This is a genomic window from Promicromonospora sp. NPDC057488 (assembly GCF_042802395.1).
In the GTDB taxonomy this organism is placed as follows: domain Bacteria; phylum Actinomycetota; class Actinomycetes; order Actinomycetales; family Cellulomonadaceae; genus Promicromonospora.
On sequence record NZ_JBHVEG010000008.1, the window covers coordinates 46,430 to 61,207 of the forward strand.

Consider the following 14,778-nt stretch of genomic DNA (forward strand, 5'->3'; position numbering starts at 1 on the left):
CGGTCGAGCCGAGCGCCCGAGCACGAAGGTGCGCCTCTGCCGTCAGCGGGTCACGGGCGGCAGCTCACCGGCTCGTACTCCACCGTGACCTCGTTCGTCCGCGCCGTGCCGGTACCACCGCCGTCACCGCCCGCCACCGTCGCCCGCACCACCACCGCCCCTGCCTCGGCCGACGTCGCCCGCACCGCGAACGACTGGTACGCGGCCGCGCCCGACGCCACACCGCTGAATGAACGCGTCCCGTACGGCGTAGTGAGCGTGATGTCCACCGGCCCGTCGTGGTCGTTCACGGCCCGCACCGCCAGGGCGGCGCCCCCACCCACGCAGCGCGCAGCAGCGGTAACGGTCACCGCGGGCCCCGCCGGCCCGGTCCCCGGGTCTTCCGCGATGACCCGCCACTCGGTCGCGGCCACGGCGGCGTACTGCGTCCCGTTCCCGTTCGCGCGGACCGTCGCGCGCAGGCGCGACGTCGTGACCGGCGTGAACGTCATGCGGTTGAACTCCGTGGTGCTCGTTCCGGCCGCGGAGGGATCAGGCACCGGGGCCCAGTCCTGGGCGGCCTCGTCCCAGTACGACAGCTCCCAGGAGTCCGGCCGGGCCACGCCCGCGCCGGTGCCCTGCGGCTGGTCGTTCCAGAACTTGATCTCCGCCGCCGTCAGCCGGATGGGCCGGGGCCACGTGTACTGCGCCCACTGCGTCGCCGGGTGGTCGCCCGACCACGTGCCCCAGAGCTGCGCCTGCGCGGGGCTCGCGGGGTCGAGCCCGTCGTTCAGCGCGAGCACCGAGTTCCAGCCCGCCGTGTACGACGCCGTCGGCGTGGCCAGCGGCGCGACGTTACCGGTCAGCGGCCCGCTGAGGTCCGCGGGGATCGTGATCGTCCTGGCGGTCTCGGCGTTGCCCGCCCGGTCGACGGCGCGGTACCGCACGTCGTGCCGGTCGCCGTCCGGCGCGGACACGGCGCCGGAGTACGGCTCGAACCCGCCGCCGTCCACCGCCACCTCGATGCGCGCGACGCCGGACGTCGCGTCGGCGGCGGTCACCGCGACCGACCGCGCCCGCTCGTCCACCGTCGCCGTGCTCCGCGGGGCCGTCGCGTCGATCCGGACGTCCAGCGCGGCCTCCGCCGAGACGTTGCCGGCCCGGTCCGTGGCCGTCGCGGTGAGGGTGTGCTCGCCGTCGCCCGTCACCTCGACGTCGGTGTACCGGACGGCTTCGGCCACGACCGGCTCGCCGTCGTCGATCGAGGTCGCGAGCGTGACCCGCCCGCCGCCGTCGTCGGATCCCGCGACCCGGACGCGTACCGCCGAGCGGAACCAGCCGCCCGTGCCGGCGCTGCCGCTCGGGGTGAGGACCACCTCCGGCGCCGTCGAGTCACCCGACGTGTCCGACGGGTCGACGACGGTCACGGTCGCCGTCACGCGCCCCGCGGCGTACCCGAGCACCGACCCCTCGACCTCCAGCGAGCCCGGCGAGGCGACGTCGTCGGCGGTCAGCGTGTCCCAGAAGGCCGGCACCGACAAGGACACCCCGCCCGGGTACGAGGCCCGCACCGTCCCGGGCAGCTCGGTCTCGCCCACCTCCACGGTCAGCCGCCCCGGCTCCACCGACTCGGCCTGCTCGGCCAGCACCTTCCACTCCTCGACGGCCACGCCCGAGTACGTGGACCCGTTGGTCGACGCGTCGAACACGGCCCGCAGCTGCGTGGTCGTCACCGGGTCGAACGACGTGGACTGGAAGCCCGCGGTGCCCGTGGGATACCCGGAGGCGCCGGGCACGTCCGCCCACGCGCCGTCGTCGGCGTCCCAGTACTGGATGCGCCACGAGTCCGGGGCGGCCACGCCCACCCCCGAACCCCGGGGCTGGTCGTTCCAGAACTCGATCTGCGACCCGGCCACGCGCACCGGCTGGTCCCAGGTGTACTGCACCCACTGCTGCGGCGGGTTGTTCCCGGTCCAGGTGCCCCACATGTCCGGGGGCAGCGGGTTGGGCCGCACGATCTCGTCGTTCAGCGCCTTGACCCAGTACTGCGTCGGCACGGGGTCGTTGGAGACCGTGACCCGCGCCTCCTGGGCGATGTTCGCCCGCGGTGTGCGGTCCGGCTGCCGCTCCGGCGTGATCGTGACCGGCCGCATCCGGGGCGGGTCCTGCGTGTCGTCCCACTCGACCTTGTCGAGCGCGACCGACCGGCGGAAGTGGTTGCCGCCCGCGGCGTCGGCCGTGTGATAAGCGATCCACCACTGGCCGTCCAGCTCGACGATGCCGGGGTGGCTCGTCGTGGACGAGACGGGCGGGAGCACCGTGCCCCGGTAGGTCCAGGGCCCCTCCGCCGACGGCGCCGTCGCGTACGCGATGCACGCGTGATAGTTCGCCGGTGTGCAGGCGCTGGTCGGGCCCGCGTTGTTGCCGGCGTAGGCCAAGTAGTAGGTGCCGTTGCGCTCGAAGAGCCAGGGCGCCTCGAAGAACCCGGTCAGGCCCGTCACGGTCCGGACGGCGCCCACGGTGGTCTTCATGTCCTGCGCCAGCTCGACCCGGCGCAGGTTGCCGAAGCTGCCCCAGTACATGTGCACGCGGGCGTCGGCGCCGGTGCCGTCCACCAGCACGGTCGGGTCGATGTTGTGGATGGTGTTCGACGTCGGCAGCCGCTGCGAGACGATCGGCCCGCCCGCGTGATCGGTCCAGGGCCCGGTGGGGGAGTCGGACACGGCGACGCCGATGCCGAACTTGTCGCTCGCCGGGCTCGCCGCCTCGTGCACGGGGACGTACCAGTAGTAGCGGCCGTCGAGGCCCTCCTGGACCTCGCCCGCGTAAGCGCGGCCGGGCGTCGCCCAGTCGAACACGTCCTCCGGGCGCATCAGCGACGGGTGGTGCGTCCACTCGCCCGCCTCGGGGTCGGCCGTCACGAAGGCGCCCCACTCGTTCATGATGAAGTCGTTGCGCGTCTCGCCGGCCTCGTCGTGGCCGGTGTAGACGTAGAGCTGGTCGGCCCCGGTGTTGTTGCCCGGCGCCCCCGCGGGGACCACCAGCGGGGCGGGGTCGGCCGAGTAGTAGCTCCCGTCGGCCAGGATCGGGTTCTGCGTGCTCGTGAACTCGTACGAGTCGGCCGCCTGCGCCGCCAGGGGCGCGGCCGGTACGGAGAGTGCGGCGGCGAGCACCGCCCCCAGCGTGCCGGCCGTGGCCGGCCGTCCTGCTCGGACCTGTCTCATGTCGTCCTCCAGTCGTGGCACTTCGTCGTGGCGCACTGACGCGCCGACCCTGCCACACGGCCGTGCGGCCAACAATGGGTTTCGGTGTTTTTCGGTATGGATGAGGCTGCAATGGGTGATCTCATACCGAAAACACCGAAAACCATTGCCGGAATCCGTGGGGTGGTGCTTCACTGGTCCGCGCCGGGCCCCTCGATGGTGAGCGGGCCGGCGGGAACCACCACCTGGCGGACAGCGTCGCGAGCCAGGGTGGGGTGCGCAGCGATGCGCGGCCTCCGCCCGTGCGGCACACCTCGTCCGTCCGAGTGCCTGGCAGTCGACGGAGAGGACATGTGATGTCGGCACGAACACGAAGAGGTGCGGTGGCGGCGTTCGCCGCGGCCGCGATGGTCGTCTGCGGGGGCGCGGCGGTGCTGCCCACGGCCCACGCGGCGCCCGCGGTACGCACGGCGGTGCTGCCGGGCAACGAGGACGACGTCGGCGTCTACACCGACGGCCTGACGGACTCCCTCGACATCGGCGACCCGGTCTACCGCAACCTGGACGCAGTCGAGGACGCGCTGGAACCCGGTGTCCCGTACACCGCGGACAGCATGTACCGCTCGATCTTCGACGCCGACGTCGCGGCCGGCGGCACCGACTTCTACCTCGACCGGGTCCTCGGCGTGACCGGGGCCTCCGGCAACAACGTGCTGCAGACCCGCGGCCGCACCCTGTACCTGCGCGGTGCGGGCGCGGCGAGCTGGAGCTCCATGGGCTTCGGTGGCAACGCCTTCGCGGGCGGCCCCAACGACCTGGGCGCCCTCTACACGATCACGGTGCCGGGGCAGACCGTCGCCGAGGTGGGCGCCGCCCGCTTCAACGCGCCCAGCCACGCGAAGGCCCGGTACACGATCGGCTCCACGGGCGTGACGGCGGACCTGCGCAAGCTGATCACCTACGACAACACCGCGCTGTCCGCGCTCACCTTCACCAACCCGGGCGCCGCCGACGTCACCTTCACGGTGCGGGCCGCCTCCCCGGTCGCCCGGGGCGCCGCGGACGCCGACGACGAGCTGACCGGCACCCGCACCCTGACCAGCGGCGCCAACAACGGGCTGGTCGACACCCCGTGGTCGTCCGTGACCGTGGGCCTCAAGGCTGACGGCTTCACGCGCAGCGGCACCAACCTGGACCGCGAGGTCACGGTCCCGGCCGGCGGCACGGTGGACCTGTCCGTCGTCGGCTCCCTGTACTCGGCGAGCCTGCCCGACGGCGAGGACCAGCTGCGCGAGTACGCGGCACTGACCCCGGACGACGCGTTCCGCACCGGCGTGACCGCGTTCAACGAGCGCTGGGCGCAGGACATCCCGTACATCGACGTGCCGGACCCCGCGATCGAGAAGGCGATCGTGTACCGCTGGTGGGGCGAGCGGTACAACAGCCTGGACGCGAACGAGCCCGGCTACGTGTACCAGTACCCGACCACCATCGAGGGCGTGAACCTCTACCAGAACTCGGTGGTGCTCACGCAGCCGATGCACCTGCAGGACACCAAGTGGATCCGGAACCCGTACCTGGCCTACGGGCAGGTGCTGAACGTCGGTGAGCTGTCCGGGTCGTCGGCGTTCCTGGACAGCCCGGGCCACACGAGCTGGAACAACCACTACTCCCAGTACCTCGGCACGGCCGGCCTGGAGGCGTACAACGTGCACGGCGGCGGGGCCGACGTCGCCGAGCGGTTCGCCTACTACTTCGAGCAGGACGGCGTGGGCCAGCTCGAGCACTACGACGGCAACGACGACGGCCTGATCGCCTACGACACCAACTACATGCCCGGCAACGACGCCGACGCGATCAGCTTCGGCTACCCGCGCTCCAACGGCGGCGCGCCGGGTGCGCGCACGATCGAACGGCCCGAGTCGGCGTACGTCTGGGGCGCGTTCGACGCCGCGAGCCAGCTCTACGAGATCGCCGGGGCGGATCCCGAGCGCGTCACCAGCACGGCGGCCGAGGCCGACCGCATCCAGGCGGCAGTGCTCGACCGGCTCTGGAGCGAGGAGACGCAGATGTTCCTCGCCGGCACGTCGCACGGGGCGACGTCGGCGGCGTCGTCGGGCGGAAGCGCGAACCCGCTGCCGACGAACGAGCGGGACCTGATCCCGGCCAAGGAGTCCAACCTCTATGACATCTACGCGGAGAACCTGATCCCCGCGGACGACTGGGAGCAGTACGTCGACGGGTTCCGGTTCCTGCGCTACGGCGACAACTTCCCGGTCTTCCCGTTCTACACGGCCAACCAGTACGACCGGTCGAAGTTCTCGATCGGCGGGTCCAACAACTTCTCGAACATCAACTTCACGGTCCAGTACCGCGGGGTGCGCGCCGCGCTGCGCGACTACGACCCGGAGCAGCGGTACATCACGCCGGAGTACGCGGCCAAGCTGCTCGACTGGATGGCGTGGAGCATCTACCCGAACGGTGACGCGCGGGTGGCCAACCAGGCCGAGTACTACTCGGGCTGGAACGCGGCCAACCAGACCTTCAACCGCAACAACCCGAACCACGTGATGCTCGGCAACATGAGCTACATCTTCGTCGAGGACATGGGCGGCATCCAGCCCCGGTCCGACGAGCTGATCGAGCTCGACCCGATCGACCTCGGCTACGAGCACTTCATGGTGAACAACCTGCGGTACCACGGGCACGACCTGACGATCGTCTGGGACCCGGACGGCACGCACTACGGGCTCGGCGCCGGCTACTCGCTGTTCGTCGACGGCGACCGCAAGGTGTCGGCGGACAAGATCGGCGGCTTCGTCTACGACCCGGCCGCCAACGAGGTCACCGGGTCCGACGACGGCCTGGACGTCACGGTCGTGGCCGACGAGGGCGCCGACCTGCCCGCCGCCGTCGATACGCCGATCGAGGACGAGCGCGTGGTCTCCTACCTGAAGACCGCGGGCATCGACCTCACGCAGGACGCCGACAACCTGGCCCAGGGCGCGACCCTGAGCTCGTCCGCGACGCAGGACGGCGCCCGCCCGGCCGCGTGGCGCAACTTCCACACGCCCGGGTTCTCGACCAGCTCGATGAACTACACGCCGGGAGCCATCGCGACCACCGAGCGGCCCGTGTCCCTGGACGCGGTCACCGACGGCGTCACGGTCAACGAGCCCTACTGGGGCAACTACGGCACCGACGGCGACACCGGGTACGTGGAGCTCGACCTGGGCGAGGCCGTGCCGGTCGACAACGTCAAGGTCTGGTTCGTCGACGACCGACAGGTCGGCGGCTACGCCCCGCCGCGCCGCTACTCGATCCAGGTGCCGGACGGCGACGGCGGCTGGGCGGCGGTCCCGGAGCAGGCCAAGGCGCCCAAGGTACCGGGCCCCAAGGCGAACGAGGCGCTGTTCCCCGAGGCGACCACCAACAAGGTGCGGGTCTCGTTCACCAACGCCCCCGGCCGCTGGACGGCGATCTCCGAGATCCAGGTGTTCGACTCCGGGCGGCCCGTGCCGCCGGTGGAGAACGACCCGCCTTCGGTCACCGCGACGTCGGACGACGCCGCGAACGGCAACCTGTCCACCGTGCTCGTGGCCACCGCCACCGACGACGGCGTGCCGGAGGACGGCGAGCTGTCCTACGGCTGGGAGACGGTGTCGGCGCCCGAGGGCGCGGGCGTGATCTTCGCCGACGACGCGGCCCTGACCACCCGGGTCACCGGCACCGTCGAGGGCGAGTACACCTTCCGCTTCACCGCGACTGACGGGGCCCTGAGCACCTCCCGGGACGTCACGGTGACGCTGGCCGAGCGGGAGACCACCGCCGAGTTCGGGCGGCTGGCCACGATCACGACGAGCGGTTCGGCGTCGTGGGAGAACCCGGCCCGGGTCAACACGGAGAGCACGCCGGCCAGCTCGAACCCCGGCGCGGGCAACGGCTGGGGCACGTGGGGGCAGGCGCAGAACGGCACCAGCGCGGCGCAGGCCGCGTGGATCCGCTACTCGTGGGGCGCGCCGGTGCTGCTCAGCTCCACGGACATCTACTGGTACGACGACAACGGCGGCACCCGCACCCCGCGGGCCGACACGTACGTGGTCGAGTACACGACCGACGGCACCACGTGGACGCCGGTCACGCTCACGGACGGCTCGACCTACGGCGGGGCCCTGGCCCGCAACGCCTACAACAAGCTCGCGTTCGAGCCGGTCGAGGCGAGCGCGCTGCGCATCCGGATCTCGGGCGTGCAGTCCGGCGGCGCCGGCACGGGCGTGCTGCGCTGGCGGGTCAACGGCGACACCGTGGACTCGGTCGCGAGCCCGGTGGTCATGCGCACCACGGTCGGCGTCGTGCCCGAGCTGCCCGGCGCTCTCGACGTCGTCTACTCCGGCGGCACACGCGGCACCCTGCCCTTCACCTGGCAGGAGATCACGCCGGCGATGGTCGCCGAGACCAACGTGGAGCCGTTCACGGTCTACGGCACCAACGGCGAGCACGGGCTGATCGCCCAGGCCCAGGTGTACGTGCGGCCGGAGACGGCGCAGGACGGCATCGCCATCCAGGGCGCCGAGCAGTTCGAGCAGACCGTGGAGGTCGGCGAGCTGCCGCACCTGCCCACCCGCGTGGCCGTGTCGTACAACGACGGTTCGCGCGACAACCAGGCGATCGGCGTCGAGTGGGACTTCGACGAGTCCGTGGTCGAGACGCCGGGCGTGCACGTGGTCACCGGGCGGCTGATCCTGCCCGACTACGTGAGCGAGGCCGGCACCACGCAGACCACGCTCACGCTCACCGTGCTCGGCGACCCCGCCGAGGGGCCCGTGGTCACCGCCACGGCCGAGCCGCGCTGCCTGGCGGGCCGCGCCACGCTCGCGGTCCGGGTGGCCAACGACGAGGACGGGCCGCTCGACATCGCGTTCGCCAGCCCGTTCGGCGACAAGTCGTTCTCGGACGTCGCCCCGGGCGGTGCGGCCTACCAGTCGCTCGCCACGCGCGCGGCGTCGGTCACGGCGGGCACCGTCACGGTCACGGCGTCCGACGCCGCCGGCCGCACCACGCAGATCAGCGTCGAGTACCCCGCACTCACGTGCGGCTGACGGAAGGGAGCACCATGCACCGCGACATCCCGAGCACGCAGCACACGGAAGTCTCCCGCCGGTCCCTGCTCCGCCTCGGAGCAGCCGGCCTCGCCGGGGGCGTCGCCGCCCTCGGGCTCACCGGTGGGGCGGCCTCGGCCGCCCCGCTGGGGGCCGCCCCCGCCGCGGCGGTGGTCGCCCGCCTGCCGCGAAAGTACCTGCGCCTGCTGGACCGGTCACCGGCGTCCGACCGCTGGCTGGCCACGCCGTTCCCGCTCGCCGACGTGAACCTCGCGCCGAGCGTCGCCACGCGGTCGCAGGACCAGCTCCTGCACCTGCTGCGGGTCTATCCCGTGGACCGGGTGCTGGCGGTCTTCCGCCGCAACGCGGGCCTCGACACCCGGGGCGCCAACCCGCCGGGCGGCTGGGAGGGCTTCGGCCACGCCAACGAGCAGCCCTGGGGCCCGGACGACTACCCCGGCCGGGCCAACGTGCAGACCGCCAACCTGCTGCGCGGCCACTACGGCGGCCACTTCCTGTCCGCGCTCGCGCTCGCGTGGGCGTCCACCGGGGAGCAGACGTTCAAGGACAAGGTGGACCAGGTCGTCGCCGGGCTGGGCGAGGTGCAGGCGGCGCTCGCCGCCATGGACCGGTTCAGCCACCCGGGCTTCCTGGCCGCCTACGGGGAGTGGCAGTTCAGCCGCCTGGAGGGGTACGCGCCGTACGGCGAGATCTGGGCGCCGTACTACACCTGCCACAAGATCATGGCGGGGCTGCGCGACGCGTACCAGCTCGCCGACAGCGACCAGGCGCTGGAGATCTGGGCCCCGATGGCCGACTGGGTCTCCGGCCGCCTCGACCCGCTGCCCGCCGACCAGCTCACCCGCATGTGGGGCATCTACATCGCCGGCGAGTACGGCGGCATGAACGAGGTGCTGTGCGACCTCGCGTCGATCACGGGCGAGGACAAGTACCTCGCCACGGCCCGGAAGTTCGACCTCGACCCCCTGGTCGACGCCTGCGCCGAGGGCCGGGACACGCTCAACGGCAAGCACGCCAACCAGCACATCCCGCAGTTCCCCGGCTACCTCAAGGCCTACGAGCACACCGGCGAGGAGCGGTACCTGGACGCCGTCACCGGGTTCTGGGGCATGGTCGTGCCCGGCCGCACCTACGCGCACGGCGGACACGGGGAGGGCGAGCTGTTCGGCCCGCCCGGCACGGTCGCGGGCGACATCGGCGCGCGCAACGCCGAGACGTGCGGCACGTACAACATGCTCAAGCTGTCGCGGCTGCTGTACCTGCACACCCTCGACCCCAAGTACATGGAGTTCTACGAGCGGGGCCTGCTCAACCACATCGTCGGCTCCAAGCGGAACACGCAGTCCGACACCAGCCCCGACGTCACCTACATGTACGGCGTCAACCCCGGCACCCGCCGCGAGTACGGCAACACGGGCACCTGCTGCGGCGGCACCGGGCTGGAGAACCACGTGAAGTACGCCGACACGGTGTACCTGCGCTCGGCCGACGGCGCCGCGCTGCACGTGAACCTCTACCTCGCCTCCACCCTGGACTGGCCCGAGCGCGGGCTGCGCGTGGTCCAGGAGACGCAGTACCCGAAGGCCGGGTCCTCGCGGCTCACGATCGAGGGGTCGGGCGAGCTCGACCTGCGTCTGCGGGTGCCGGGCTGGGTGCGCAAGGGCTTCACGGTCCAGGTCAACGGTGTCGCGCAGGACCTGGACGCCGTCCCGGGCGAGTACGTGAGCATCGACCGCACCTGGGCGTCCGGCGACGTGGTCGACGTCGACATGCCGTTCAGCATCCGGGCCGTGCCGACCATCGACGACCCGGCGGTGCAGAGCATCGAGTGGGGCCCGACGGTGCTGCTCGTCCGGGACCCGTCGACCAGCTACCTCGACATCTCCCTCTACGGGCACATGGGCCTGGACGGCACCCTCGACAGTGCCTTCGAGCCCACCGGCGACGGGTACTTCCGGCTCGGCCACCGGGTGCTCGAACCCGCCTGGTCCGGCGACCACACGAACTACCACATGTACGTGCGGCGGGCGGAGCCCCGCGTCGTGTTCGCGGGCCTCGACAGCGGGGTGGCCAACGCTGCCCGTCCCGACGGCACCACCCTGCTGGACGCCGTCTGGGCCGACGGCGGGTTCGCCACCCGGGCGGAGTTCCTCGCCCAGGTGCAGCGCACCACGGAGCGGTTCACCGCCGACGGCCTGCTCAGCCGCCGGGACGCCCAGCGCGTCCTGCTCACCGCGGGAAAGGCGGACATGGCATGACGACGACCACACGCAGGGTCCCGGGGCTTCGGGGTACCGGGCGCCGCGCCGCCGCCGTCGTCGGGGCGCTCGTCCTGGCGCTGGCAAGCCTCACGCCCGCCGCGGCGGCGGACGCCGAACCCGCCAACCTGGCCCCGCTGGCCGAACCCACGGCCAGCTACACCGCATCCTGGAACCGCGTCGCGTCCGTGAACGACGGCGCGGGCGTCAGCACCGGCGGCGCGCACGACGCCACCTGGGCCACCTGGGGCGAGGACCCGCGCCCGGCGAGCCAGTGGCTCGAGTACGCGTGGGAGGCGCCGGTCCGGGTCGACCGGTCGGCCCTGCGCTTCTGGTCCGACGGCGAGACCGCGAACGGCGACAACGTTCGCGTCCCGACGTCCTGGAAGATCCAGTACTGGGACGCCGACGCCGGGGAGTTCGCCGATCTGCCCGCCCCCAGCGGCTTCCCGACCGACCGGCTCGGCGTCAACGAGACCACCTTCGAGCCCGTGGAGACCACCCGGCTGCGGGCCACGTTCCAGGCGCTTGCGGGCGGGGCCGAGAACACCTACTCGGCCGTCGGCGTCTCCGAGTGGGAGGTCTGGGGCACCGGCGGCGTCGTCGACCCGGAGCCGGAGGACCCGTTCGGGCCGATCGACCACACCCCGGTGCACATCCCCACGCAGGTGGGCGAGCTGCCGTCGCTGCCGGGGCAGCTCGACGCCGTCTACGAGGACGGCCGCGTGGTCCGGGTCCCGGTGACCTGGGCCGAGGTCACCGCGGACGACGTCGCCGAGCCCGGCTCGTTCGAGGTCACGGGCACCTCGCCCGACCTCGTGGAGCCCGTGACCGGCACCGTGTACGTGCGCGACGGCGCGCCCGGCGACGTCGTCGGGGTCGACAACGTCGCCGTGGTCACCCTCGCGGGCACCGCGCCCGTGCTGCCGCCCGCCGTCACGGCCGAGTACGCGGACGGGTCGCGCGACAGCCGCATCCCGGTGACCTGGGCCGACGTCGACCCCGCCGACTACGCGGAGGCCGGCGGCCTGTTCCTCGTCGCGGGCGAGGTCGAGGGCACGGACGTGCCGGCCGAGGCCGTCGTGTTCGTCCTGGAGCCGGACGACGCCGAGGACACCGCGCCCCCGTCGGTCACCGTGACCACGTCGCCGGCCGCGGCGCCGTCGGGCTGGTACCTGGCGCCCGTCACGGTCACCGTGCGGGCCACCGACAACCGCGACCCCGACCCGCGGGTCGAGGTGGCGCTCGACGGCGGCGACCCGGAGCCGTACACCGGGCCGTTCACGCTGGCCGACGGCACGCACACCCTGCGCGCGACGGCCACCGACGCGGCGGGCAACACCGGCGAGGCGGAGCGCGAGCTGCGGATCGACTCCGCGGCGCCCGTGACCACGGCGGACGTCGAGAACCTCGGGGCGAGCGTCGAGATCACCCTGGCGGCCACCGACGGCGACGGGTCCGGCGTCGACCGGATCCAGTGGGAGGGACCCGGCACGTTCTGGGGCACCTACACCGGGCCGTTCACCCGGGCGCTGACCGAGACCGAGCAGGTCATCGAGTTCGCGGCGACCGACACGGCGGGCAACGCCGAGGAACGCCGGTCGCTCACGCTCCCGGCCGCCGGGGCGGACCTGCCCGTGACGGCGGAGGCCTCCGCCCGCTGCGTGGCAGGCAAGGCGCACGTCGCCGTCCGCGCCGTCAACGGCTCGGACGTACCGGTCGACGTCGTGCTGACCACCGAGCACGGGACGCGCGCGGTGGACGACGTCGCGCCCGGCGGCGCCGCCTACCAGTCGTTCGCCACCCGCGCCGCGTCGGTGCCCGAGGGCGCCGCCTCGGTGACCGCCACGGCCACGGTCGACGGCGAGGAGGTCACCGTGCGCCACGACCTCACCGTCCCGGCCCTGTCCTGCTCCTGACATCACCCTGCTCCTGACACACGCAGTGCCACCACGAAAGAGAAGAGACGACATGAGGAACCACCGCACCACCCAGCGGATCGCGGCGGCCGCCGCGGGCCTGGCCGTCGCGACGGTCGGGGCGCTCGCGGCCACCGCCGGCACGGCGACGGCCGCCGACGGCGACGAGACCGGCGTCGACCTGTCCGTCAGCATCGAGGACAACACCCCGGGCGCCCTGACGATGTCCGTGGCGCCGAACGACGGGGTCGTCCTGGCCGAGGATGGCTCCGACGCCGAGGCGCGCCAGTTCGTCGGCACCCTGCCCACGGTCACGGTGGCCGACACCCGGGACGCCGAGGAGATCCCCGAGGGCTCGTACTGGGCCGTCGTCGGCCAGGCGAGCGAGTTCACGGCCGACGGCCGCGAGCCGATCGGGCCCGAGTACCTCGGGTGGGCGCCGCGCCTGCTGACCCCGTCGCCGTCGGGCGACGTGGCCGCGGGCGAGCCGGTCTCCAGCGTGCTCCCCGACGGGTCGGGCGGCGCCGCCGTCGGCCTCGAGGGGCAGGAGCTGCTCCTGTCCACGTGGGCTGCCGGGTCCGAGGCCGGGCCGTGGGACGTGACCGCGGACCTCACGCTGCGCACCCCGGCGGACGTGGCCCCGGGCGACTACTCGTCGACCCTGACCCTGTCCCTCTTCGAGGGCTGACCCCTCCCGACGTGTCAGACGCACAGGTCACCCGGGTGATCTGTGCGTCTGACGCGTCGCCCGAACCAACCGACCCAGGAAGATCCCTGCATGCGCATCCCCACGAAGGTCGCGGCGTTCCTCGCCCTCGCCGTCCTCGCGCCGGCCGCCTGGTCGGCGCCCGCCCTTGCCGCGCCCGCTCTCGCCGCCGACGGCGACGGCCGGGTCACCTGGTCCGTCGTGCCCGCCGAGGCGTCCGGGCCGGACGGGCGCCGCGTCGTCGACCTGGAGCTCGCCCCCGGTGAGCGGGCGACGGAGCACGTGGCGGTGACCAACCACTCCGCGGACGAGGTGACCTTCGCGCTGTCGGCCAACGACGGCTACCTGACCGAGCGCGGCAGCTTCGACATGCGGCCCTCCGCCGTCGAACCCGTCGACGGCGGCGCGTGGATCACCGTGCCCGACGAGGTCGTGGTGGGGCCGGGGGAGACCGAGGTCGTGCCCGTCGAGGTGGCGGCGCCCGCCGACGCCCTGCCCGGCGACCACCCGGCCGGCGTCGCGGCGTCGGTGCGCTCGGGCGGGGAGATGCAGGTGGAGTCGCGGGTCGGCGTCCGCATGAACCTGCGGGTCCCGGGGGACGTGGTCGCCGCCCTGGACGCCGAGCTGCTCGGGGTGTCGTTCACCCAGGGCGCGGGCCTGTTCGAGCCCGGGTCGCTCGTGGTGCGGTACGCCGTCGTCAACGACGGGACGGTCGCGCTGGACACCACCGCGCGGGTCGGCGCCGACAGCGGGTTCGGCGGGCCGGACGCGTCCGCGCCGCAGGGGGAGGCGCTGGAGGTGCTGCCCGGCGGGCGGCGCGAGGTCACCGTCGAGGTGCCCGGGGTCTGGCCGCTCGGGCCGTTCGGCGTCGAGGCGGTGGTCGGGGCGGTGGTGGCTGGCGGTGGTGCCGGTGGTGCCGATGGTGCTGGTGGTGCCGATGGTGCTGGTGGGGGCGACGGGGCGGGCGGGGCCGGTGACGGGGCTGGCGGCGACGTGCCCGCGCCCGCCGACGTCACGCTCACGGACACGGCATGGGCGCTGCCGCTGCTGCACGCCCTGGTGCTGCTCGTGCTGGTGCTGGCCGGCTGGGCGGTGCGCCGAGCGCTGAGGGCGCGCCGGTCGCGGCTGGACCGGCTCATCGAGCGGGCCCGGGCGGAGGGGCGCGCGGAGGTGCTCGCCGGGCAGGGCTGAGGGCTTCGCCCGGGGTGGATCTCGTTGCCTGATCCGTTGATTCTCAGGGTTTGCGGGGCGCGGGGCGCGGGGCGCGGGCCGCGGTGTGGGTGGCGTTGGGTGCCGGTGCTGGTGCGGGCGGCGAGCTGGTGCTGGTGCTGGCGTCCGTGAGGTTCGTGCACCCGCGAGCTTCTGGCGCGATCGACGAGACGGGCGGGCAGATCCTGGTCGCTGATGTCCCGCTATCCACAGGGTCGGCAGCCGGATTCTGCTGATGGCAGATCGGGCCGGTCCGGCGAGCGGTGCGTACGTGTGTGCCATATGTTGATGTCATGACGCGAACCGGTGGAGTACCAGATCGAGCAGGCGAGCAGCCTGCTCGATCGGTGCTGCCCGGGAACGGTCCGGGGCTGTCTGGCGGGT

6 protein-coding genes are annotated in these 14,778 nt (G+C 73.2%); 5 read left to right on the forward strand and 1 reads right to left on the reverse strand.

All coding sequences use genetic code 11. The features are described from left to right. Positions 1-50: 50 nt before the first annotated feature. On the reverse strand, positions 51-3,203 hold the full coding sequence (locus ACFU5G_RS03155; RefSeq protein WP_377240696.1) for a family 43 glycosylhydrolase: 3,153 nt from the start codon (positions 3,201-3,203) through the stop codon (positions 51-53). 335 nt (positions 3,204-3,538) lie between these two features. Between ACFU5G_RS03155 and ACFU5G_RS03160 the strand changes: the two genes are divergently transcribed. The 5 genes from ACFU5G_RS03160 to ACFU5G_RS03180 all read left to right on the forward strand — a co-directional run bounded on the left by ACFU5G_RS03160 (position 3,539) and on the right by ACFU5G_RS03180 (position 14,376). Further along, positions 3,539-8,281: a discoidin domain-containing protein gene (locus ACFU5G_RS03160; protein ID WP_377240698.1), complete on the forward strand. Its 4,743-nt coding sequence runs from the start codon at positions 3,539-3,541 to the stop codon at positions 8,279-8,281. 14 nt (positions 8,282-8,295) lie between these two features. Further along, positions 8,296-10,560, forward strand: coding sequence for a glycoside hydrolase family 127 protein (locus ACFU5G_RS03165; protein ID WP_377240700.1), 2,265 nt, complete (start codon positions 8,296-8,298; stop codon positions 10,558-10,560). Next, positions 10,557-12,479: an Ig-like domain-containing protein gene (locus ACFU5G_RS03170; RefSeq protein ID WP_377240702.1), complete on the forward strand. Its 1,923-nt coding sequence runs from the start codon at positions 10,557-10,559 to the stop codon at positions 12,477-12,479. Before ACFU5G_RS03165 ends, ACFU5G_RS03170 begins: the two co-directional genes overlap by 4 nt. Positions 12,480-12,531: 52 nt before the next feature. After that, the gene (locus ACFU5G_RS03175; RefSeq protein ID WP_377240704.1) at positions 12,532-13,167 is read left to right on the forward strand and encodes a hypothetical protein; all 636 of its coding nucleotides are present in this window, start codon (positions 12,532-12,534) and stop codon (positions 13,165-13,167) included. A 90-nt stretch (positions 13,168-13,257) separates the two neighbouring features. After that, entirely contained in the window at positions 13,258-14,376 is a 1,119-nt protein-coding gene (locus ACFU5G_RS03180; RefSeq protein WP_377240706.1) for a WxL protein peptidoglycan domain-containing protein, read from the forward strand. Positions 14,377-14,778 lie beyond the last annotated feature (402 nt).